The sequence below is a fragment of the Pandoraea pneumonica genome, assembly GCF_049918595.1.
Lineage (GTDB): Bacteria > Pseudomonadota > Gammaproteobacteria > Burkholderiales > Burkholderiaceae > Pandoraea > Pandoraea pneumonica_A.
In genome coordinates this window covers 1-20,934 of sequence record NZ_JBNCRZ010000006.1, presented here as the reverse complement: position 1 = coordinate 20,934, position 20,934 = coordinate 1, and the positions used below count along the sequence as shown (strand labels likewise).

Annotated in this window: 19 protein-coding genes and 1 pseudogene; 16 read left to right on the top strand and 4 right to left on the bottom strand. The window is 62.5% G+C overall.

Annotated features, from left to right (window positions below; genetic code table 11):
* Window positions 1-15 precede the first annotated feature (15 nt).
* From pheA to aroA, 3 genes are read left to right on the top strand one after another with little or no spacing between them, the layout of a single operon-like run.
* Entirely contained in the window at window positions 16-1,098 is a 1,083-nt protein-coding gene (gene pheA, locus ACPWR9_RS21955; RefSeq protein ID WP_426300695.1) for a prephenate dehydratase, read from the top strand.
* 21 nt (window positions 1,099-1,119) lie between these two features.
* On the top strand, window positions 1,120-1,992 hold the full coding sequence (locus ACPWR9_RS21950; RefSeq protein WP_426300693.1) for a prephenate dehydrogenase: 873 nt from the start codon (window positions 1,120-1,122) through the stop codon (window positions 1,990-1,992).
* Window positions 1,992-3,314, top strand: coding sequence for a 3-phosphoshikimate 1-carboxyvinyltransferase (gene aroA, locus ACPWR9_RS21945; RefSeq protein ID WP_426300691.1), 1,323 nt, complete (start codon window positions 1,992-1,994; stop codon window positions 3,312-3,314). The genes ACPWR9_RS21950 and aroA overlap by 1 nt, the downstream gene beginning before the upstream one ends.
* Before the next feature lie 33 nt (window positions 3,315-3,347).
* Here aroA and ACPWR9_RS21940 read toward each other — a convergent pair whose 3' ends face one another.
* Window positions 3,348-4,664 (bottom strand): Nramp family divalent metal transporter, encoded by a 1,317-nt coding sequence (locus ACPWR9_RS21940; protein ID WP_426300689.1) that lies wholly within the window; start codon window positions 4,662-4,664, stop codon window positions 3,348-3,350.
* 122 nt (window positions 4,665-4,786) lie between these two features.
* Between ACPWR9_RS21940 and cmk the strand changes: the two genes are divergently transcribed.
* The 10 genes from cmk (at window position 4,787) to cysM (ending at window position 15,055) form a co-directional block, all read left to right on the top strand.
* Window positions 4,787-5,470: a (d)CMP kinase gene (gene cmk / locus ACPWR9_RS21935; RefSeq protein ID WP_426300687.1), complete on the top strand. Its 684-nt coding sequence runs from the start codon at window positions 4,787-4,789 to the stop codon at window positions 5,468-5,470.
* A gap of 116 nt (window positions 5,471-5,586) precedes the next feature.
* Entirely contained in the window at window positions 5,587-7,290 is a 1,704-nt protein-coding gene (rpsA, locus tag ACPWR9_RS21930) for a 30S ribosomal protein S1 (RefSeq protein ID WP_058375474.1), read from the top strand.
* A gap of 12 nt (window positions 7,291-7,302) precedes the next feature.
* Window positions 7,303-7,596: an integration host factor subunit beta gene (locus ACPWR9_RS21925; protein WP_017232087.1), complete on the top strand. Its 294-nt coding sequence runs from the start codon at window positions 7,303-7,305 to the stop codon at window positions 7,594-7,596.
* 244 nt (window positions 7,597-7,840) lie between these two features.
* Window positions 7,841-8,134, top strand: a complete 294-nt coding sequence (locus ACPWR9_RS21920; protein ID WP_150681958.1) for a LapA family protein — start codon at window positions 7,841-7,843, stop codon at window positions 8,132-8,134.
* Between the two features lie 65 nt (window positions 8,135-8,199).
* Window positions 8,200-9,375 (top strand): lipopolysaccharide assembly protein LapB, encoded by a 1,176-nt coding sequence (lapB, locus tag ACPWR9_RS21915; RefSeq protein ID WP_426300685.1) that lies wholly within the window; start codon window positions 8,200-8,202, stop codon window positions 9,373-9,375.
* A gap of 21 nt (window positions 9,376-9,396) precedes the next feature.
* A complete protein-coding gene (locus tag ACPWR9_RS21910) occupies window positions 9,397-10,770 on the top strand; it encodes a UDP-glucose dehydrogenase family protein (RefSeq protein ID WP_426300683.1) in 1,374 nt (457 codons plus the stop codon).
* A 17-nt stretch (window positions 10,771-10,787) separates the two neighbouring features.
* Entirely contained in the window at window positions 10,788-11,771 is a 984-nt protein-coding gene (rfaE1, locus tag ACPWR9_RS21905; protein ID WP_426300681.1) for a D-glycero-beta-D-manno-heptose-7-phosphate kinase, read from the top strand.
* 1 nt (window position 11,772) lies between these two features.
* On the top strand, window positions 11,773-12,777 hold the full coding sequence (gene rfaD / locus ACPWR9_RS21900) for an ADP-glyceromanno-heptose 6-epimerase (RefSeq protein ID WP_426300679.1): 1,005 nt from the start codon (window positions 11,773-11,775) through the stop codon (window positions 12,775-12,777).
* Window positions 12,778-13,160: 383 nt separating this feature from the next.
* Entirely contained in the window at window positions 13,161-13,988 is an 828-nt protein-coding gene (locus ACPWR9_RS21895; protein WP_426300677.1) for a ComEA family DNA-binding protein, read from the top strand.
* 164 nt (window positions 13,989-14,152) lie between these two features.
* Window positions 14,153-15,055, top strand: coding sequence for a cysteine synthase CysM (gene cysM / locus ACPWR9_RS21890; RefSeq protein ID WP_426300675.1), 903 nt, complete (start codon window positions 14,153-14,155; stop codon window positions 15,053-15,055).
* 137 nt (window positions 15,056-15,192) lie between these two features.
* On the opposite strand, the gene mltB is transcribed toward cysM, so the two are convergent.
* Window positions 15,193-16,257 (bottom strand): lytic murein transglycosylase B, encoded by a 1,065-nt coding sequence (mltB, locus tag ACPWR9_RS21885; RefSeq protein WP_426300673.1) that lies wholly within the window; start codon window positions 16,255-16,257, stop codon window positions 15,193-15,195.
* Between the two features lie 549 nt (window positions 16,258-16,806).
* Between mltB and ACPWR9_RS21880 the strand changes: the two genes are divergently transcribed.
* Entirely contained in the window at window positions 16,807-17,730 is a 924-nt protein-coding gene (locus tag ACPWR9_RS21880) for a histone deacetylase family protein (RefSeq protein WP_150683608.1), read from the top strand.
* A gap of 113 nt (window positions 17,731-17,843) precedes the next feature.
* Complete coding sequence (locus ACPWR9_RS21875) at window positions 17,844-18,662, top strand: enoyl-CoA hydratase (protein WP_426300671.1); 819 nt, start codon at window positions 17,844-17,846, stop codon at window positions 18,660-18,662.
* Between the two features lie 19 nt (window positions 18,663-18,681).
* On the opposite strand, the gene ACPWR9_RS21870 is transcribed toward ACPWR9_RS21875, so the two are convergent.
* Entirely contained in the window at window positions 18,682-19,455 is a 774-nt protein-coding gene (locus ACPWR9_RS21870; RefSeq protein ID WP_426300669.1) for a ferredoxin--NADP reductase, read from the bottom strand.
* A 119-nt stretch (window positions 19,456-19,574) separates the two neighbouring features.
* Window positions 19,575-20,462, bottom strand: a complete 888-nt coding sequence (locus ACPWR9_RS21865; protein ID WP_426300667.1) for a lysophospholipase — start codon at window positions 20,460-20,462, stop codon at window positions 19,575-19,577.
* Window positions 20,463-20,858: 396 nt separating this feature from the next.
* Between ACPWR9_RS21865 and ACPWR9_RS21860 the strand changes: the two are divergent.
* Window positions 20,859-20,934 (top strand): annotated as a pseudogene (locus tag ACPWR9_RS21860) (electron transfer flavoprotein subunit beta/FixA family protein); the annotation flags it as partial.

Genomic DNA, 20,934 nt, shown 5'->3' with positions numbered 1-20,934 from the left:
AAGACAACACGCTCCATGGATGATGATCTGAACGCATCGCTTCGCCCTCTGCGCGAGAAAATCGATGCCATCGACGAGCAACTGCTCAAGTTGCTCAACCAACGTGCCGCCGTCGCCCTGGAAGTGGGCGAGGTGAAGAAGCGCTTTGGCGCGCCGGTGTTCCGGCCCGAGCGCGAATTGCAGGTGATTTCGCGCCTGCAACAGGCCAATGACGGCCCGCTCTATGGTGACAATCTGGCGTCGATCTGGCGCGAGATCATGTCCGCGAGCCGCGCGCTCGAAAAGGTGATGACCGTGGCTTATCTCGGCCCGGCGGGTACCTACAGCGAACAGGCCGCGTTCAGCTACTTCGGACAGAGCGTCAAGGGCCTGCCGTGCCCGTCGCTCGACGAGGTGTTTCGCGCCGTCGAGGCGGGTAGCGCAGACTTCGGCGTCGTGCCGGTCGAGAACTCGACCGAAGGCGTCGTTTCGCGCACGCTGGATCTGCTGTTGCAAAGCCCGCTGACCATTGGCGGGGAAGTCGCACTGCCGATTCATCACAACCTGATGTCGCAATCGGGTGCGCTCGATGGCGTCACCCGTATCTGCTCGCACGCGCAATCGCTCGCCCAATGTCAGCATTGGCTCACTGCACATTACCCGACGCTGGAGCGTCAGGCGGTGTCGAGCAATGCGGAAGCCGCGCGCATGGCCGCAGCCGACCCGGCGATTGCCGCGATTGCCGGTGACTCGGCCGCGACGCAATACGGCTTGCAGATCGCGTTCTCGCATGTGCAGGACGATCCGCACAACCGCACGCGCTTTGTCGTGATCGGCACGCAAGATCCGTCGCCGAGCGGTCACGATCAGACGTCGTTGATTCTCTCGGTGCCGAACCGCGCCGGTGCGGTGGTGGCACTCCTTGAACCGCTCGCGAACAACGGTGTGTCGATGACACGCTTTGAGTCGCGTCCGGCCAAAAGCGGCGCGTGGGAGTACTACTTCTACGTCGACTTCGAGGGGCATCGTGATGACCCCAACGTCGCCAAGGCGCTCGACTCGCTGCGTCAGAACGCGGCGTACTGCAAAGTGCTCGGGTCCTACCCGCGCTCGGCCTGACGCGTGGCAGGCGATAGATCCATGAGTCTGAACAAAGTCGTTATCTGTGGCGTCGGCCTGATTGGCGGTTCGCTGGCGCGTGCGCTCAAAGCTGCGGATGCCGTGCGGGAAGTCGTTGGTGTCGGGCGCAGCGAAGCGTCGCTGGCGCGCGCCTGTGAGCTCGGCGTGATCGATCATGCCGCCACGTCGATGGCCGACGCGGTCGCAGGTGCCGACGTCGTGGTGCTTGCGGCACCCGTCGCGCAGACGCCGGCGTTGCTTGCTGCGATGCGCGAACACCTGCGCGGCGACACGATCGTCACCGACGCGGGCAGTACGAAAAGCGACGCGGTTGCCGCCGCACGCGAAGCGCTGGGCGATGCGGTCTGGCGGTTCGTGCCGGGGCATCCGATTGCTGGTGCCGAATTGTCGGGCGTCGATGCGGCAAAGGCTGATTTGTATCGCGATCGCCGCGTCGTGCTGTGCCCGCAGCCGGAAAACCGAGCTGAGGATGTGGCGCGAGTGCGCGCAATGTGGGAGGCGACCGGTGCACGTGTCTCGGAGATGACCGAAACGCAACACGACCGCGTGTTCGCATCCGTCAGTCATTTGCCCCACGTGCTTTCTTATGCGCTGATTGCACAAATTCTCGACGCACCCGACGCCGCACTAAAGTTCGGCTTCGCGGGCGGCGGCTTTCGCGATTTCACGCGTATTGCTGCTTCGAATCCGGAAATGTGGCGCGACATCTGCGTCGCCAATCGCGATGCGCTGCTTGGCGAACTCGATGGCTACCTGGCAACCCTCGGTGAACTGCGCCAACTGATCGATGCCGGTGACGGTGAAGGTCTCGAGGCCGTGTTCGCGCGCACCAGTCAGGCGCGCACGGACTGGGCTAAGCAACAGGAAAAGTAATGGAAACGCTCGATCTCGGCCCCTACGGCCACGCCGAAGGCACGCTACGTCTGCCCGGCTCGAAAAGTATCTCGAATCGTGTGCTGCTGCTCGCCGCGCTGTCGCACGGCACGACGCGCGTGCGCGACCTGCTCGAATCCGACGACACCCGTGTGATGCTCGATGCGCTTGCGGCGCTCGGCGTCACGTGCACGCAAGTGGGCGATACCCGCGACTTTATCGTCGAAGGCTGTGGTGGCGTGTTTCCTGTGAAGTCCGCCAAGCTCTTCATGGGGAACGCAGGAACGGCCATTCGTCCGCTGACAGCGGCGCTCGCGCTCAGTCATGGCGATTACGAGGTGTCGGGGGTGGCGCGGATGCATGAGCGGCCGATTGGCGATCTGGTCGACGGCTTGCGTCAACTGGGCGCGCAGATCGACTACTTGGGCAACGCGGGCTATCCGCCGTTGCACATCAAACCTGCCGACGTTGCGGCACCGGCGACGCCGATTCGCGTGCGTGGCGATGTGTCGAGTCAATTCCTCACCGCGCTGCTGCTCACGTTGCCGTTGCTGCCTTCGTCGACTGGCGAAATCGTGGTGGAAGTCGAGGGCGAATTGATTTCCAAGCCGTATATCGACATCACGCTGCGTTTGCTGCGCCGATTCGGTATCGATGTGCGGCAGGACGGCTGGGAGCGCTTTACGCTGCCGGCGGCGGGTGCCGACGGGGCAAATTACCGGAGTCCAGGTGAGATTCGTGTCGAGGGCGACGCTTCGTCCGCGTCGTACTTCCTTGCCGCGGGGGCGATTGGCGGCGGCCCGCTGCGGGTAGAAGGTGTCGGGCGCGACAGTATTCAGGGCGACGTCCGATTCGTGGATGCGCTCGCCGCGATGGGCGCGCGGGTCACGATGCACGACGACGCCATCGAAGTGCACGGCATCGATACGCCCAGTGGCAAGTTGCGTGCACTCGACATGGACTTCAATCACATTCCCGATGCAGCGATGACGATTGCGGTGGCCGCGTTGTTTGCCGATGGCACGACGACCCTGCGAAATATCGCAAGCTGGCGAGTGAAGGAAACGGACCGTCTGGCCGCAATGGCTACGGAGCTGCGCAAGGTGGGGGCGACGGTGGAAGAGGGCGCAGATTACCTGCGGGTGACGCCGCCCGCAGCGCTCACCCCGAATGCGGCCATCGACACCTACGACGATCACCGCATGGCGATGTGTTTCTCGCTAGTGAGTTTGGGCGGCGTACCGGTGACGATCAACGATCCGAAATGCGTTGCGAAGACGTTCCCGACGTACTTCGACGAGTTTGCCCGCGTAGCGTCGTGATTCTGGTGGTTCAGGCGTGGTGGCGGGCGAGGCTTAACCCTGTCCCGTCATCGTCTGCCACAGCAGCACGCCGTTGAGCGCCACGATGGCCGCTGCGATGATCCACGCGAGGGCTAGCAGTATTCCGCCCACGCGCCACTGCCCCATCAACTTGGCGTCGCCAGCAAAGCGCACCAGTGGAATCACCGCGAACGGCAGTTGCAGGCTCAGCACGACCTGACTAAAGATCAGCAGGTTCGTCGTCTGGGCCTCGCCACCATGGCCGACGATCAGCAATGCGGGGATCAAGGCGAGTCCGCGTGTGATCAGCGCCCGTTGCCACGCCTTCATGCGCAGGTTCAGGAAGCCTTCCATGGTGACCTGGCCCGCCAGCGTGGCCGTGACGGTCGAATTGAGGCCGCAGGCGAGCAATGCGACGGCAAACATCACACCCGCCCATTTATTGCCAAGCAATGGCGCGAGCAATTTGTGGGCGTCGCCGAGCGACTCCACGCTGGTGTTGCCGCTGGCGTGAAACACGGCCGCGGCGAGTATCAGCAACGCCGCGTTGATCAGAAATGCGAAGCCGAGCGACAGCGTGGTGTCCCATTGCGTTGCGCGTAGGGCGCGGGCCATGGTGACGGGTGTGCGCTCGGGCATCGCTTCGCCGCGCATGCGCAAGAGCGCCGAATGCAAGTACAGGTTGTGCGGCATCACGGTGGCACCGAGTATGCCGGTGGCGAGCCAAAGCATGCCGGCCTGCGCAACGATTTCGCTGCGTGGGCGCATACCGGAAAGTGCCGCGCCCCAGTCGGGGTTGGCCAATGCCAGTTGTGCCGCAAAGCAGCCGGCGGTCAGCAAGATAAGCGCGGCGACGGCACCTTCGAGGCGACGTTGCCCGAAGCCTTGCAGGCCGAGCATGGCGAAGGCGAGCGCCCCGGCAAGCAACACGCCGACGGGCAGCGATACGCCGAAAAGCAGTTGCAGGGCGACAGCACTGCCGATGATCTCAGCGAGGTCGCAGGCAATGATGGCGATCTCGCAAAGCCCCCATAACGCCAGCGAAGTGCGACGGCTATACTGGCTACGTGAGAGTTGGGCGAGGTCGCGCCCGGTCACCAGACCGACGCGCGCGGCCAGCCACTGCAACACCAAGGCCATGACGCTCGAGAGCAGCACGACGCTCAGGAGCGTGTAGCCGTAACGGGCACCCCCGGCAATGGCCGTGGCCCAGTTGCCCGGATCCATATAGCCGACGGCGATCAGCGTGCCCGCGCCGGCGAAACCCAGCCAGCGCTGTGGACGGCGAGGCGGTTCGTCGGGTGAAGGGGCCCATTCGGGGCCGACTAAGGGATAATCGCGGCTTTGCATGGCAGTCACATCTTCCGGGACGCGAGTTGCGTCTACATCTAAATGATAATCATTATTATTTGATTCGGAAGTTTTATTTTTCAATGCGTTGGATAGACAGAGACGAAGGGATGCCTGATTCGATGTTCGTGGACGATTCGGTTTCGGTAATTACGGTGGACGGCCCGACGGCGTCCGGCAAGGGCACGGTCGCGCACCGTGTGGCCGACGCGTTGGGTTTTCACTATCTGGATAGTGGTGCGCTCTATCGCCTGACGGCGCTGGCGAGTGCCCGTCACGGCATCGACCCGGACGACGTGAGCGGGCTGACCGTGTTGGCCGAAACGCTCGATGTACGTTTCAAGGATCAGCGGATCTGGCTGGCCGGCGAAGATGTGACCGATGCGATTCGGGCGGAGGCGATCGGTAATCGGGCGTCGAGCATTGCGGTGCACAAGGCGGTGCGTCAGGCGCTGGTGGCCTTGCAGCGGGGCTTCAAGACCGCGCCGGGGCTCGTGGCGGACGGCCGCGACATGGGTACGGTGATCTTCCCCGAGGCCGAGTTGAAGGTGTTTTTGACCGCTTCGCCACAGGCCCGTGCCGAGAGGCGGTATAAGCAATTGATAGAAAAAGGTTTTTCTGCTAACATAGACAGTCTCATGCTGGATCTTGAGGCGCGTGATGCGCGGGATCGAACCCGTGCCGAAGCGCCGCTACGGCCGGCAGAGGGTGCGCGGGTACTCGATACTTCTGGACTCAACGTCGATCAGGCGGTGGCCCAGGTGCTCGAATGGTTCGCGCAAGTGCAGTACCCGCAAGGCGCCTGACCGTGTGTTTCATGCAGTCACTCAGTCAGGATTTGTCTAACCTTTAACCCAACCGTTGTGCGTTTTTGTCAGCCCCCCCTCCGGGATCTGAGACGCCAGCGGCGTAATCCACTTTTATGTCCGACCTGCAAACCTCGACCAACGAATCTTTCGCGGCGCTTTTCGAAGAGTCGCTCTCCCGCCAAGACATGCGTGCTGGTGAAGTCATCAGCGCTGAAGTCGTTCGGGTTGACCACAACTTCGTGGTCGTCAACGCCGGGCTCAAGTCCGAAGCGTACATCCCCATCGAAGAATTCCTGAATGATCAGGGCGAGGTCGAAGTTCAGGCCGGCGACTTTGTTTCCGTGGCGATCGACGCCCTGGAAAACGGCTACGGCGACACCGTGCTGTCGCGCGACAAGGCCAAGCGTCTGGCCTCGTGGCTGCAACTGGAAAAGGCCCTCGAGTCGGGCGACCTCGTGACCGGTACGATCACCGGCAAGGTCAAGGGCGGCCTGACCGTGATGGTCAACGGCATCCGTGCATTCCTGCCGGGTTCGCTGGTTGACACGCGTCCGGTCAAGGACACGACCCCGTACGAAGGCAAGACCCTCGAATTCAAGGTTATCAAGCTCGACCGCAAGCGCAACAACGTTGTGCTGTCGCGCCGTGCCGTGATCGAAGCCACCCAAGGTGAAGAGCGCGCCAAGCTGCTCGAAACCCTGAAGGAAGGCGCGATCGTCAAGGGCGTGGTCAAGAACATCACCGACTACGGCGCGTTCGTGGACCTCGGCGGTATCGACGGCCTGCTGCACATCACCGACATCGCATGGCGTCGTGTGCGTCACCCGAGCGAAGTTCTGTCGGTTGGCCAAGAAGTCACCGCCAAGATCCTCAAGTTCGATCAAGAGAAGGGCCGTGTCTCGCTGGGCGTTAAGCAACTCGGCGAAGATCCGTGGGAAGGCATTGCTCGCCGTTACCCGCAAGGTACCCGCCTGTTCGGCAAGGTCACCAACATCACCGACTACGGCGCATTCGTCGAAGTGGAATCGGGCATCGAAGGCCTGGTTCACGTGTCGGAAATGGACTGGACCAACAAGAACGTTGCTCCGACCAAGGTTGTCCAACTGGGCGACGAAGTCGAAGTCATGGTGCTCGAGATCGACGAAGACCGTCGTCGTATCAGCCTCGGCATGAAGCAATGCAAGCCGAACCCGTGGGATGACTTCTCGCGCAACTTCAAGAAGGGCGACAAGATCAAGGGCGGCATCAAGTCGATCACCGACTTCGGCGTGTTCATTGGTCTGCCTGGCGGCATCGACGGCCTGGTCCACCTCTCGGATCTGTCGTGGAGCGAAACCGGCGAAGACGCCGTCCGCAAGTACAAGAAGGGCGACGAAGTCGAAGCCGTGGTTCTGGGTATCGACGTCGAGAAGGAACGCATCTCGCTGGGTATCAAGCAGCTCGAAGGCGATCCGTTCAACACGTTCGTTGCTATCAACGACAAGGGCTCGATCGTCAACGGTACGGTCAAGTCGGTTGACCCGAAGGGTGCTGTCGTGTCGCTGGGTGAGGACGTCGAAGGCTACCTGCGTGCTTCGGAAATCTCGCAAGACCGCGTGGAAGATGCTCGCAACGTGCTCAAGGATGGTGACGCCGTCAACGTGATGATCGTCAACATCGACCGCAAGTCGCGCAACATCAACCTGTCGATCAAGGCTAAGGATTCGGCTGAACAGCAAGAAGCGATGAGCAAGCTGTCGTCGGACAGCTCGGCAGCGAGCGGCACCACCAACCTCGGTGCGCTGCTCAAGGCCAAGCTGGACAGCCAGAATCAGTAAGGTCCAAGGCCTATGACCAAGTCTGAATTGGTCAACCAGTTGGCGGCGCGGTTTCCCCAGTTGGTGCTCAAGGATGCCGATTTCGCGGTGAAGACGATTCTCGACGCGATGGCTGACGCGCTTGCGCGCGGCCACCGTATCGAGATCCGCGGATTCGGTAGTTTTGGGCTCAACCGTCGGCCACCGCGCGTCGGCCGCAACCCCAAGTCGGGTGAGAAAGTGATGGTGCCGGAGAAATTCGTGCCTCACTTCAAGCCCGGTAAGGAACTGCGAGAGCGGGTTGATCACAAGGCGTCGGACCAATAAGGCCCTTTGGGATCTACTACGCAAAAAAAGCGCCCTCGGGCGCTTTTTTTGTTTTCGGCGAATGCGCATGCGCACAATTCCCGGAAATGTGGAGCGCGTTGCATGAACGCCGCCTCTTAGGGCACATCCGGTACAATACGCGCACGTGCCGGCCAGGGCGCGAGCGGCGTCAACGCTGCTCATAGCGACAGGGTCGGCTCAAGTCGCAAAACATACGGCAATCCTGCCGCAGGAGCCTTTCGGCATGAAGCTGATTGTTTGGATCGTTCGTCTCATCGTCTTCGTGGTGTTGCTGTGTCTCGCGCTCGCCAATACGGGCGAGGTCACGTTGAACCTGTTCCTGGGGCATACGTGGACGGCGCCGCTCATCATGATCGGTCTGGCGTTCTTCGTGGTTGGTGGCGTGATCGGTGTGTTGGCAACGTTGCCGAGCCTGACGCGTCAGCGACTGGAACTGCGTCGCACCCGCCGGGATCTGGCCCGTGCGCAGCGCGATCCCGAGGCGAGCGATCAGCCGCCGATGCTGCCGCCGGTATAAGCGGCAGGCGATCAAGCGGCGACGTTCGCCATCCTCATCGACTGTTTCAAAGACAACACGCATCCATGGAATTCGAGGTCTGGTGGCTTCTGGCCATCCCGGTGATTTTCGGCTGCGGCTGGGTCGCTGCGCGGCTGGATTTGCGCAGCCTGCTCTCCGAGAGCCGCAACTTGCCGGCGTCCTATTTTCGCGGGCTGAACTTCCTGCTCAACGAGCAGCCGGACAAAGCGATCGATGCCTTCATCGAAGTCGCGAAGCTCGACCCCGAGACCACCGAACTGCACTTCGCGCTCGGTAGCCTGTTTCGCCGTCGCGGCGAGACCGAGCGCGCCATTCGTGTGCATCAGAATCTGCTCTCGCGCGACGACCTGCCTAAGACCGATCAGGAACACGCGCTCTACGAGCTCGGTCACGACTTTCTGAAGGCGGGGCTGCTCGATCGCGCCGAGGAAGCCTTCGGCCGCTTGCAAACCGGCAACTACGCGAAGGCCGCTCAGCACGCCAAGCTCACGATCTATCAGATCGAGAAAGAATGGCGCAAGGCACTCGCTGAAGCCGAGACGCTCAGCGACCTCGATCCCGCCGTGTCGTATCGCAAGGAGATTGCACAGTTCCACTGCGAACTGGCGCAGGAAGCCTTGCAGCGCAAGGACGCGGAAGCGGTCGCGCGCGAGCTGGATGCTGCGCTCGACGTGAATCCGGCCAATGTGCGCGCGCCTTTGTTGCGTGGCGACATGCTGCTGGCCGCAGGGGACGCGGAAGGCGCGCTGCGCGTGCTGCGTACCATCGAAGAGCAGAACCCCGTCTATCTGGGGTTGGCGGCCAAGCGTCTTATGAAGGCGTACGAAGCGCTGGGCCGCGCGCCGGAAGGGCTGGCGTTGCTGCACGACGCCCTGCTGCGCAACCCGTCGGACGATCTGCTAGAGATCGTCTATGAAAAGACACTTGCTTTGCACGGCCCCGAAGCCGCGCTCAAGGTGATGCGCGAGCAGATGCAGCGTGCACCGAGCGCCCCGGGCATGGCGCGCTTGCTCGAAGCGCACGCCGCGACCGCGCATGGCGAGACGCAAGCCGACCTGCAATTGATGGGTAAGCTCATCACGCAACGCACGAAGTCGCTGCCGCGCTATGTTTGCGATCAGTGCGGCTTCCGCGCCCGACTCTTTTACTGGCAGTGCCCCGGCTGTAATGGCTGGGAGACCTACACGCCGCGACGTGCCGACGTGCCGGCGGCCTCCTAATTTTTATAAGTTCGCGCAATCATGAAAGTCACTATCATCGGCTCCGGTTACGTCGGCCTCGTTACGGGCGCTTGTCTGGCAGATGTCGGCAACGACGTGTTCTGTCTGGACGTCGATCCGCGCAAGATCGAGATTCTCAACAACGGTGGCGTGCCTATCCACGAGCCGGGTCTGCAAGAGATCATCGCGCGCAATCGTGAGGCGGGTCGCCTGCATTTCTCGACGGACGTGGAAGCGTCGGTCGCGCACGGCGAAGTGCAATTCATCGCCGTGGGCACGCCGCCCGACGAAGACGGCTCGGCCGACCTGCAATATGTGGTCGCTGCGGCACGTAACATCGGCCGCTACGCCAAGGAATTCAAGGTCATCGTCGACAAGTCGACCGTGCCTGTGGGCACGGCAGACAAGGTGCGCGCAGCAGTGAACGACGAGCTCGCGAAGCGCGGCGAAACCGTGCCGTTCTCGGTGGTCTCGAACCCCGAGTTCCTGAAGGAAGGCGCGGCCGTGGACGATTTCATGCGTCCCGACCGGATCGTGATCGGCGTGGACGACGACGCCGACGGCCAACAGGCGCGCGCCATGATGAAACGCCTGTATTCGCCGTTCAACCGTAATCACGAACGCACGCTCTATATGGACGTGCGCTCGGCGGAATTCACGAAATACGCCGCCAACGCGATGCTCGCGACGCGTATCTCGTTCATGAACGAGTTGGCCAATCTGGCCGATCGCGTGGGCGCCGATATCGAAAACGTGCGTCAGGGCATCGGCTCGGACCCGCGCATCGGCTATCACTTCCTCTACGCCGGTTGCGGCTACGGTGGCTCGTGCTTCCCGAAGGATGTGCAAGCGCTGGTGCGCACGGCTGACGATTATGGTTTGCCGCTGCGAATTCTCGATGCGGTGGAAGCCGTCAACGAGACGCAGAAGACGGTGCTGATCGGCAAGATCGTGAAGCGTCTGGGCGAAGACCTCTCGGACAAGACGTTCGCGTTGTGGGGCCTCGCGTTCAAGCCGAACACCGACGACATGCGCGAAGCACCGAGCCGCCGAGTGATCGCCGAGTTGGTGGCGCGCGGCGCACGTGTTCGCGTCTACGATCCGGTGGCGCTCGAAGAAGCCCGCCGCGTCATTGCACTCGACTTCGCGAACGATCCGACGGCGCACGCCCGTATCGAATTTTGCACGTCGCAGAACGACACGCTTACGGGCGCCGACGCGTTGGTGATCGTCACGGAATGGAAGGCCTTCCGCAGCCCCGACTTTGCCCGCGTGAAGGCGTCGCTGTCGATGCCGCTGATCTTCGACGGCCGCAATCTCTACGATCCGGAAGCCATGCGCGACCTGGGCGTGGAATACCACGCGATCGGCCGTGGCTTGCACGTGCCCGTCTGAGTTTGGAGGAGCGACGCATGACATCGACGGCAACTTCGCTCACTCGCACGGTGCAGGCACCGGGCGTGCCTACGGTTCCTCGTGAGGCTTTCGCGCGCGCGCGCGTGCTGATCGTCGGCGACGTGATGCTGGACCGCTATTGGTTCGGCGACGTCAATCGCATTTCTCCGGAAGCACCGGTGCCGGTGGTGCACGTCAAGCGCAACGAAGAGCGCTTGGGTGGTGCGGCCAACGTGGCGCTCAACGCGACGTCGCTGGGCGCCAAGGCGGGCCTGCTGTGCGTGCTGGGGGAAGACGAACCGGGCAACCGCGTCGCCGATCTGCTCGACGCTAGCGGCGTGACCTCGTACGTCACGCGCGATGCCGACCTGGCCACCACGATCAAGCTGCGCATCGTCTCGCGCCAGCAGCAACTGCTGCGTATCGATTTCGAGAACCTGCCTGCCCGTGAAGTGCTGCTGGCTGTGCTCGATCAGTATCGCCAGTTGGTGAACGACTACGACGTCGTTTTGTTGTCGGACTATGCCAAGGGCGGTTTGACACACGTCCAGCCGATGATCGAAGCCGCACGTGCGGCCGGCAAGGCGGTGCTCGTCGACCCGAAGGGCAGCGATTACGAGCGCTATCGCGGCGCGACGATTCTTACGCCCAACCGCGCGGAGTTGCAGCAAGTGGTGGGCGAGTGGCGCTCTGAAGACGATTTGACGCAACGCGCGCAAAACCTGCGCGAATCGCTCGACCTCGAAGCGCTGCTGCTCACGCGCTCGGAAGAGGGGATGACCCTCTTCACGGCCACCGGCGCGCTGCACGTGCCGGCGCAGGCGCGCGAAGTGTATGATGTTTCGGGCGCGGGCGACACCGTTATCGCGACGCTCGCGGCGTCACTTTCCGCCGGTTTGCCGCTGCCGCAGGCCGTGGTGCTGGCGAATCGCGCCGGCAGTATCGTCGTCGGCAAGCTCGGCACGGCGAGCGTGGATTACTCCGAACTTTTCCCGAACTGACATGACCATCATCGTGACCGGCGCCGCCGGGTTTATCGGCGCCAACCTCGTCAAAGCCCTCAACGAGCGCGGCGAGACCGACATTGTGGCGGTCGACAATCTCACCCGCGCCGACAAGTTTCGCAATCTGGTGGATTGCGAGATCAGCGACTACCTCGACAAGACCGATTTCGTCGCGCGCTTTCAGCGCCGAGAGTTCGGCCGCGTGCGTGCGATTTTTCATGAAGGTGCCTGCTCCGACACGATGGAGACCGATGGTCGCTACATGATGGAGAACAACTTCCGCTACACGCGGGCGTTGTTCGACGCGTCGCTCGCGCAAGCGGTGCCGTTCCTCTACGCCTCGTCGGCGGCCACTTACGGGGCGTCGGAGACGTTCGTGGAAACACGCGAATACGAGAAGCCGCTGAACGTCTACGGTTACTCGAAGTTTCTGTTCGATCAGATTGTGCGCCGCGCCATGCGCGAAGCCGGGGGCAAGCTGCCGAGTCAGGTGGCCGGTTTCCGTTACTTCAACGTGTACGGCGCGCGCGAAGCGCACAAGGGCCGCATGGCGTCGGTGGCGTTCCACAACTTCAATGAATTCCGCGCGAACGGCCGCGTGAAGCTCTTCGGCGAGTACAACGGCTACGCCGCCGGTACGCAAAGCCGTGACTTCGTGTCGGTGGAAGACGTGGTCAAGGTGAACCTGCACTTCTTCGATCACCCGGAACGTAGCGGCATCTTCAATCTGGGCACGGGCCGCGCACAGCCGTTCAACGACATTGCGGTGGCGGTGATCAACACGCTGCGCGAAGAGAAGGGCGAAGCGCCGCTGGGGCTGGAAGAATTGGTGCGTCAGGGCTTGATTGAATACGTTGACTTCCCGGATGCCTTGCGTGGCAAGTATCAGTGCTTCACGCAGGCGAGCATCGAAAATCTGCGTCAGGCGGGCGGTTATACGCAGCCGTTTTACACGGTCGGCGAGGGCGTCTCGCGCTACGTACGCTGGTTGCTGGCGCAATGAAACGCGCCGCCATGCAAATCGACTGACACCGGTAGATCGACGGGGAACCCAGCGGGTTCCCCGTTTTGTTTGGGGCATGGGCGCTCGGTTGTCATCCGGACGCGCCCGAGCGCGTTAACCTCGTTATACGTATCGATTCCCGGGCATCACAGCCCTTTGTGGGCATCGTCCGGGGAATACGTGGTTCTGACTACGCAAGGGTTGAGAAGGGCGCGTAGGGCTGCCGACGCGGGCAGCAAAGGGAGGAGGTGGCCGGGAGGACATCACGATCCGCTCGCCATCGCCGGTCTTGTTCGTCGAGTCACGCCGTTTTTCCCGGTCGTCTCGCATGCGCCGGACGCTGGACGCGGCAAGCCTCGGACTGTCTCAAAAAGGATTGCACCATGCTCCGCAAGCTCTTGCTGGCAGTTGTTACCTTTTTCGCCCTGTGCGGCCTGGCCATGGCCGCGGTCGACATCAATACCGCCGATCAGGCGACCCTCGAATCGCTCAAAGGCATTGGGCCCGTCAAATCCAAGGCCATCATCGACGAGCGCAATGCCCATGGCCCCTACAAAGATGCCGCCGACGTGGCGAAACGCGTCAAGGGGCTGGGGACGAAGTCGGTCTCGACGTTGCAGTCGGAAGGCATGACGATCAACGGACAGGGCGGTGGCACACCGGCGGCTGCGGCAACCAAGCCCGCCGCACCCGCTGCGCCGACACCGCCAGCCGCGCAGACGCCTGCCGCGCCCGCCAAACCAGCACCGGCCACTGCGCAGGCACCGGCTGCTCCGGCACCTGCCACGACCATGAAGCCCGCACCGTCCAGCACCATGTCGCCTGCACCGGGTACTGCGATGAAGTCCACGACACCGGGCCCGGCGATGACGGCTAACCCTGCGGCGCCTGCCGCAACTACGGCGGCCCCGACAGCGACCGCTGCGTCGGCCACCGACACCACGGCCAAGTCGAAGTCGTCGAAATCGAAGAAGGCTAAGGACACGGCGACCGCCGCACCGGCAGGGGCCTCCGCGGCAACCGCAGCGGCACCCGCAACGGATGCCAAGGCCACCAAGTCGAGCAAGTCCAAGTCGTCGAAGGCTTCGGCTGCGGCCGCTGCGCCGTCCACGGCATCGGCACCCGCTGCGGCCACCGACGCCGCACCGGCAAAGTCGAGCAAGTCGAAGAAGGCCAAAGCCCCGGCAGCGGCGAGTGCGCCCAAGGCGTAACTTCGCGTAAAGCGGCAAAGCAAAAGCGGGCCGATTGGGGCAATCACACGCCTGAATCGGCCCTCGGCATTTGATGCGCGGGCACTGCGCTAACCCATACCGTCAGCGCGGACATGGCCGGTGGATTAGAATGTTTCGATTCCCGACCGAAAAAGCTTAGCGCAATGGCCTATAAGACTATCGAAGACACCATCGGCAATACGCCGCTGGTGCAACTGGTGCGTTTGCCCGACGACGAAATCCGCCGCCGCAACAACGTGATTCTCGGCAAGCTCGAAGGCAACAACCCGGCTGGCTCGGTGAAAGACCGTCCGGCGCTCTCGATGATCAAGCACGCCGAACTGCGCGGGCGCATCAAACCGGGTGACACGCTGATCGAAGCCACTTCGGGCAACACCGGTATCGCACTGGCCATGGCCGCCGCCATCCGCGGTTACAAGATGGTGCTGATCATGCCGGAAGACCTGTCGATCGAGCGTCGTCAGAGCATGGGCGCGTACGGCGCCGAAATCATCCTGACGCCGGTCAAGGGCGGCATGGAGTATGCCCGCGATCTCGCCGAGCAGATGCAGCGCGACGGCCGCGGCATCATCCTCGATCAGTTCGCCAACCCGGACAACCCGCTGGCGCACTACGAAAGCACCGGTCCGGAAATCTGGCGCGACACGGAAGGCCGCATCACGCACTTCGTGTCGGCGATGGGCACGACGGGCACGATCATGGGCGTGTCGCAGTACCTCAAGGAAAAGAACGACGCTGTGCAGATCATCGGTGCCGAGCCCGCCGAAGGCTCGCGCATTCCGGGCATTCGCAAGTGGCCTGAAGCTTATCTGCCGAAGATTTTCGACCGCGCGCGCGTGGATCGTACGGTGTCGGTGACGCAAGCGGAAGCCGAGATCATGGCGCGCCGTCTTGCGGCGGAAGAGGGCATTTTCTGCGGCATTTCAGCCGCGGGCGCTTGCCAGATCGCGCTGAACCTCGCGCACGAAGTCGAGAACGCGACCATCGTGTTCGTCGTCTGCGACCGCGGCGATCGCTATCTGTCGACGGGTGTGTTTCCGGCGTAATCAATGGAGCAATAAACGGTGCAACACGCCGCGTGACCATCGCGCAGCGAAACGTCACGCGAATGTAGAAACGGGACCTTGCGGTCCCGTTTTCATTGGTGGCTCAGATGCTGCCGCCGAGTCGGCCTCTACCTAGCTCAGGGCGCACGTGCCGCCTTGATCGCATCGGCCAGGTCGTACACCGACATCGCGTAGAAGAAGCTGCGGTTGTAGCGCGTGAGCACGTAGAAGTTATTCAGACCCATGCGGTACTGCGTGGCTTCACCCGGCGTGGGCAGGTCGACGATCAGCACCGGCGTGTCGAGCTTCGCACCGATGTCCAGACGCGGCTCGTTCATCAACATCCCTGCCTTGATGAAGTCGCTGAGTTTCCAGTGCGGCTCGGGCTGACCGTCGGCACCGGCTTCCGCCAGACCCTGACTTCCGCGGTCATTCGCGATATTCCACACGATGGGCTGACCGCTCTGCCAACCATGCTGCTTGAGGAAGTTGGCGACGCTGCCGATGGCATCGGCGACATCGTTGGTCAGATTGATCTTGCCGTCGCCGCTGTAGTCGACTGCATAGTTGCGAATCGACGAAGGCATGAACTGCGGAATGCCGATGGCGCCCGCGTACGAACCGTAGATGCTGAACGGATCAACGGCGCGCTCGCGTGCATAGAGCAGCAGGTTTTCGAGCTCATTGCGAAAGAGCGCCATGCGCTCCGAGCGATTGCGCGCGGGCGGGTAATCGAACGCGAGCGTCGTGAGCGCATCGATGGTGCGGAAGTTACCCATGTTGCGACCGTAGATCGTCTCGACGCCGATGATGGCGACGATGATCTCCTCGGGCACGCCATACTGCTGCGCGGCGCGTGCGAGCGTATCCGCATTTTGATTCCAGAATCTCACGCCGCCATTGATGCGCGTGTTATCGAGAAAACGCTTCTCGTAGTTTTTCCAGTTCTTCTGCCCCGGCACGGCGGGCGGTGCCGCGAGACGTGCCGCGGTTTGCGAGAACACGACGCGCGAGAAGATCTTCTGCAATTCGGCGCGATTGAAGCCGTCGCGTGCGACCACGTCATTGATAAACGCGTCGACTTCCGGGTTTGCCGCGTAGCGCTGCGGCACCACTTCTTCTTCGAACTCTGTCGATTGCTGTGCAACCTGCTTGGGACGTGCCGATTGTGCTTGCGCACTCGATACGCCCAGCATCGTCATGGCGAAGGCGCCAACACAGAGGGCCGTGCCGAGAACCCGTATCGGGCGCGCGAGTTGCAGGGGGAGGCGCGATTGCGCCGGCGGGAGAGAATCGTGCATCCGTACCGGTGATGTCATGCTGTCTGTCAGGCCTGTATGAAGTCCGAATGCGAACTGCCGGTGTGGCTGGCGGTATCGCGTGAGCGTTTCGTCTAGCGGTTACGTCTAGAGCGTCGGTCATTCGTGTGGGTTCCGGCCGTTTTACAGAATTGCAGGTTTGCAGCACTGCGAACGGCCTTTGCCAACTGACACGGGTCTGCTGGAAAGAGACTGCTTGGCAGTATAACCGAGTGCACCTGTGATACCTTAAGGCCTGTGCACTGTCAGTGACAGGCTCATGGGGGATGTCCGCCATCGGCAGGCGTTTGCCAGTGTTTGCCAATGAAGACCAGTGCATTCCGGCTCACGCTCGCCAGGCTCCTTGCCCGGCCGCTACCGGACGTGGAGACTACGGCGCGGCGGGCATCCCCCGCCTCGTTCCAATATAACGATACGAACGCGACACATCGAATGGCTACCGGGTTTTATACGCACCCCGACTGCGTCCGTCACGAGATGGGCGAGTGGCATCCGGAATGTCCCGAGCGGCTGCGCGCCATCGAGGATCAACTGATCGCCGGGCGCATCGACGGCCTGCTGGAGCGCCGTGAAGCGCCTGCGGCCGACGAGTCCAGCTTGCGGCTCGTGCACACGCAAGATCACATCGACTTCATCCGCGACAATATCCCCGAAACGGGTTATTTCCCTATCGATCCCGACACGTTGCTCAATCCGTACTCGTGGCGCGCTGCCACGCGCGCGGCGGGAGCTGCCGTGGCGGCGACCGATGCGGTGATTCGCGGCGAACTGGATAACGCGTTTTGCAGCGTGCGCCCGCCGGGCCATCACGCGACGCCGACGCGTGCGATGGGCTTCTGCCTGTTCAATAACGTGGCCATTGCCGCAGCGCACGCGCTCGAAGTGCATGGGCTCTCGCGCGTGGCGATCGTCGACTTCGACGTGCATCACGGCAACGGCACGGAGGCGGCTTTCGCCAACGATGACCGTGTGTTGATGTGCGGCATCTTCCAGCATCCGTTCTATCCGTTCTCGGGCGCCGATCATCCGGCACCGAACATGCTCAACATTCCGCTCTCGGCACGCACGTCGGGCATGGCGGCACGCGAGGCGATCGATTACGGCTGGCTGGGGCAACTCGACGCGTTCCGTCCCGAGATGATCTTCTTCTCGGCTGGTTTCGATGCGCACCGCGAAGACGATCTCGGCAATCTGGGCCTCACCGAGGCGGATTTCACGTGGATGACCGAGCGCGTGAAGGCGATTGCCGACCGTCATGCGAAGGGCCGCATCGTCAGCTGCCTCGAAGGCGGCTATAACCTCTCGGCACTGGGCCGCAGCGTTGTCGCGCATTTGAAGGTGCTGGCCGACGTTTAAGCGGCACCGCCGTCGCGCATATCGGTGCGACGGCTTCATCATGCCGTGCTCGGCACCGACAGCGCCTCACCCCATTCGATGCCGCGCGGCATGACGTGGCACAGGAGACGATCATGACCGCTGTCACGCCCGCCACTCCCTCCGACGAACCGCTGGTCCTCGTCACGCACGGCGAGGGCGACCTCGCGGGTGTGACGACGCTCACGCTCAATCGCCCGCGCCAGTTCAACGCGCTGTCGGAAAGCCTGCTCGACGCGTTGCAACACGCACTCGACGCCGTTGCGAACGACAACACCGTGCGTGTGGTGGTGCTGGCTGCGGCGGGGGCAGCATTCTGCGCAGGGCACGATCTCAAGGAAATGCGCGCCGAGCCATCGCTCGATTACTATCGGCGGCTCTTCAACCAATGCACCCGCGTAATGATGACGATGCAGCGCATGCCGCAGCCAGTTATCGCGCGTGTGCACGGCATTGCCACCGCGGCAGGTTGCCAGTTGGTGGCGATGTGCGATCTCGCGGTCGCGGCGTCCGCGGCACGCTTCGCCGTGTCGGGCATTAACGTGGGGTTGTTTTGTGCGACGCCGGGCGTGGCGTTGTCGCGAAATCTGTCGCGCAAGCAGGCGATGGAGATGTTGCTGACCGGCGACTTCATCGATGCAGCGACGGCGCGCGAGCGTGGTCTGATTAACCGCGTGGTGCCGATGGAGAAGCTCGATACGGAAATAGCGGCGCTGTGCGCGTCGATCCTGGCGAAGCCCGCTGCGGCAGTCGCGGCTGGCAAGGGCCTTTTCTACCGCCAGTTGGAGACCGGTATCGAAGCGGCCTATCAAATGGCTGGCCAGACGATGGCCTGCAACATGATGGACGATTGCGCGCTCGAAGGCGTGCAGGCGTTTATCGAAAAGCGCGCGCCGGATTGGGCGAAATCGTAAGCGGCGCTTTTCAGCTTGCCTACCACTGCTTCTCCAGCACTAACGGCCCCGGCGTTGCGGTGCGGCTAACGGCGTAGCCTTTGCCGGTGAACCAAGCGCGTAGCTCCTTCACCATATCCGGGTTGCCGCACACCATGATGCGCGACGTAGCGGGGTCCAGCGTCGCCCCCATCGCCTTTTCCAATTCCCCCGATTCGAGCAACGACGTGATGCGGCCATAGAGCGCACCCGGCGTCTCTTCACGCGTGACGCACACGCCGAAGTGCAGCTTGCCGACCAGTGCCGGATCGACGTCCGGATGCGAGAAGTGGCGCAGTGCTTCGTAATAGGCGAGGTCGCGCTCCCAGCGCACGCTGTGCACGACATAGATGTTCTCGAAGCGCTGCCACACGGCCGGATCGCGCAAGATCGACACGAAGGGCGCAAGGCCCGTGCCTGTGGCGAGCAGCCAGAGGTCGTCGCCACCGGTGAAGCGATCGAGCGTGAGGAAGCCGTAGGACGTGTGATCGACGAACATTTCGTCGCCCACTTTGAGCTTCGACATGCGTGGGGTCAGCAGCCCTTCCGGAATGGTGATTACGTAGAACTCCAACGTATCTTCCGCGGGCGAATTCACGAAGGAATACGCGCGCCAGATCAAGTTGCCATCGTCATCGGGCAAGCCGAGTCGCACGAACTGGCCCGGCAGGAATTGCAGGCCGGGCGGGCGTGTGGTCTTGATGCTGAAGATCGTCGGCGTCCAGAAGTGCACGCCGGTGACGGTTTGCGGCGAGTATTTCGTCTGCGCTTGCATGCCGGAGCTCCTCGCGAATGCGAACGCGTCCAGTGTAACGCGCAGTACGGCGTACCGGGACGAGACCCTGCTCCCGTGTTGGGATCGCAGGGCGCTCGCCCGTCACGTCATCCGGTTGCTCAGACGCTGTCGTGCGCGGGCTCGGGCGTTTTGGCGAGCGGCAGATGCTGCAACATCCACTGCGTGAGATCGCCGACGACCTTCTCCCGATCGAAATCGTTGAGCGTTTCGTGAAAGTGGCCCTGATAAAGACGGAGTGTCTTGTCCTGCGAGCCCGCGTTGTGATGAAACTGCTCGCTCGCCCACGGCGCGGTGAGCTTATCCGCGGTGCCATGAAAGACATACAACGGCAGATGCAGCGCGTCGGCATTCGCGTGTATGCGCGCCATGGCGTCGAGCAGTTCGGCCGCCGTGCGCGCGGGCGTGCCGCGATAGGCGTTCAACGGGTCTTGTTTGGCGGCGTCGACCACGGCCTTGTCGCGCGAGATCATCGCCGGATCGATCTTGAAAACCGGCACCTTCGGCAGCCAGCGCGACACCCAGCGGCCCGCCTTGGCCATCCACGGGGCTACGGGCTCGCCGGGGGCGAGGGCGGGGCTGCTGAGAATCAGTCCACGCACGTGCGCCGGGGCACGGGTGATGGTGTAGAGCGCGGCGATGGCGCCGCCCATACTGTGGCCGAGCACGAACAACGGCACTTGTCCGAACGTATGGCGCACGTGGGTGAGGAAGATCTCGGTGTCGTCGAGATACTCGTTGAAGTCGTTGATGAAGACGCGCGCGCCGGCAGAGCGGCCGTGTCCGCGTAAGTCATACGTGATGGTGGCGATCTGGTGCGATGCAAAATGCGCGGCGAGCCTTGCGTAACGGCCACCGTGTTCGCCCATGCCGTGCACGATGGCGACCACCGCGCGTAGCGGTTCCGTCGTGTTCTCCGGTCGCCAGCTTTGTACATGCAGTTCGAGGCCGTCGCTGGCCTTCAGACGCGATTCCGAATGCGTGGTCATGTCTTCCTCCTCGCCCGGTGGCAGGGCGCTTGTCACCGAATTCCGAATAATTTTCCGGCAAGCCGTCGTGCGTGCGACGGTCTGAATTCCGGGTGCGCCATTCGATCATAGGCGCCCTTGCGACGGGTGGATTTCTCTAGAGGAAATGCACCACGAAGACACTGGTTGAGCGTCACGATTTGCATAAAAATAGCACGATCGTTCGGGCGGGAGCGGCGCCTCGGCGCTTGCGAGCATCCGCCCGACACCGCTATCGCGAGGATCGCGCATGCGTGGCTTGATTCAGCGAGACATTGAGTTTTGCCACAAAATGCCAAAAATATGCAATAAATGCGTCATCAACCCTGTGGTTATAATGGCAGCGGATTGACGTAAACGTAACTTTGGAGCGAGTTCATGAAGATCCTGGTACCGGTCAAACGGGTAGTGGATTACAACGTAAAGGTTCGCGTGAAGAGCGACGGCAGTGGCG

What these genes read in the sequence shown, in the direction of transcription:
- pheA (WP_426300695.1), top strand. Translation starts at nt 16, where the DNA reads ATGGATGATGATCTGAACGCATCGCTTCGCCCTCTGCGCGAGAAAATC.
- rfaE1 (WP_426300681.1), top strand. Translation starts at nt 10,788, where the DNA reads ATGACATCGACGGCAACTTCGCTCACTCGCACGGTGCAGGCACCGGGC.
- ACPWR9_RS21865 (WP_426300667.1), bottom strand. Translation starts at nt 20,462, where the DNA reads ATGACCACGCATTCGGAATCGCGTCTGAAGGCCAGCGACGGCCTCGAA.
- ACPWR9_RS21875 (WP_426300671.1), top strand. Translation starts at nt 17,844, where the DNA reads ATGACCGCTGTCACGCCCGCCACTCCCTCCGACGAACCGCTGGTCCTC.
- cysM (WP_426300675.1), top strand. Translation starts at nt 14,153, where the DNA reads ATGGCCTATAAGACTATCGAAGACACCATCGGCAATACGCCGCTGGTG.
- ACPWR9_RS21950 (WP_426300693.1), top strand. Translation starts at nt 1,120, where the DNA reads ATGAGTCTGAACAAAGTCGTTATCTGTGGCGTCGGCCTGATTGGCGGT.
- aroA (WP_426300691.1), top strand. Translation starts at nt 1,992, where the DNA reads ATGGAAACGCTCGATCTCGGCCCCTACGGCCACGCCGAAGGCACGCTA.
- cmk (WP_426300687.1), top strand. Translation starts at nt 4,787, where the DNA reads ATGTTCGTGGACGATTCGGTTTCGGTAATTACGGTGGACGGCCCGACG.
- ACPWR9_RS21870 (WP_426300669.1), bottom strand. Translation starts at nt 19,455, where the DNA reads ATGCAAGCGCAGACGAAATACTCGCCGCAAACCGTCACCGGCGTGCAC.
- ACPWR9_RS21940 (WP_426300689.1), bottom strand. Translation starts at nt 4,664, where the DNA reads ATGCAAAGCCGCGATTATCCCTTAGTCGGCCCCGAATGGGCCCCTTCA.
- ACPWR9_RS21920 (WP_150681958.1), top strand. Translation starts at nt 7,841, where the DNA reads ATGAAGCTGATTGTTTGGATCGTTCGTCTCATCGTCTTCGTGGTGTTG.
- lapB (WP_426300685.1), top strand. Translation starts at nt 8,200, where the DNA reads ATGGAATTCGAGGTCTGGTGGCTTCTGGCCATCCCGGTGATTTTCGGC.
- mltB (WP_426300673.1), bottom strand. Translation starts at nt 16,257, where the DNA reads ATGACGATGCTGGGCGTATCGAGTGCGCAAGCACAATCGGCACGTCCC.
- rfaD (WP_426300679.1), top strand. Translation starts at nt 11,773, where the DNA reads ATGACCATCATCGTGACCGGCGCCGCCGGGTTTATCGGCGCCAACCTC.
- ACPWR9_RS21925 (WP_017232087.1), top strand. Translation starts at nt 7,303, where the DNA reads ATGACCAAGTCTGAATTGGTCAACCAGTTGGCGGCGCGGTTTCCCCAG.
- ACPWR9_RS21910 (WP_426300683.1), top strand. Translation starts at nt 9,397, where the DNA reads ATGAAAGTCACTATCATCGGCTCCGGTTACGTCGGCCTCGTTACGGGC.
- ACPWR9_RS21895 (WP_426300677.1), top strand. Translation starts at nt 13,161, where the DNA reads ATGCTCCGCAAGCTCTTGCTGGCAGTTGTTACCTTTTTCGCCCTGTGC.
- rpsA (WP_058375474.1), top strand. Translation starts at nt 5,587, where the DNA reads ATGTCCGACCTGCAAACCTCGACCAACGAATCTTTCGCGGCGCTTTTC.
- ACPWR9_RS21880 (WP_150683608.1), top strand. Translation starts at nt 16,807, where the DNA reads ATGGCTACCGGGTTTTATACGCACCCCGACTGCGTCCGTCACGAGATG.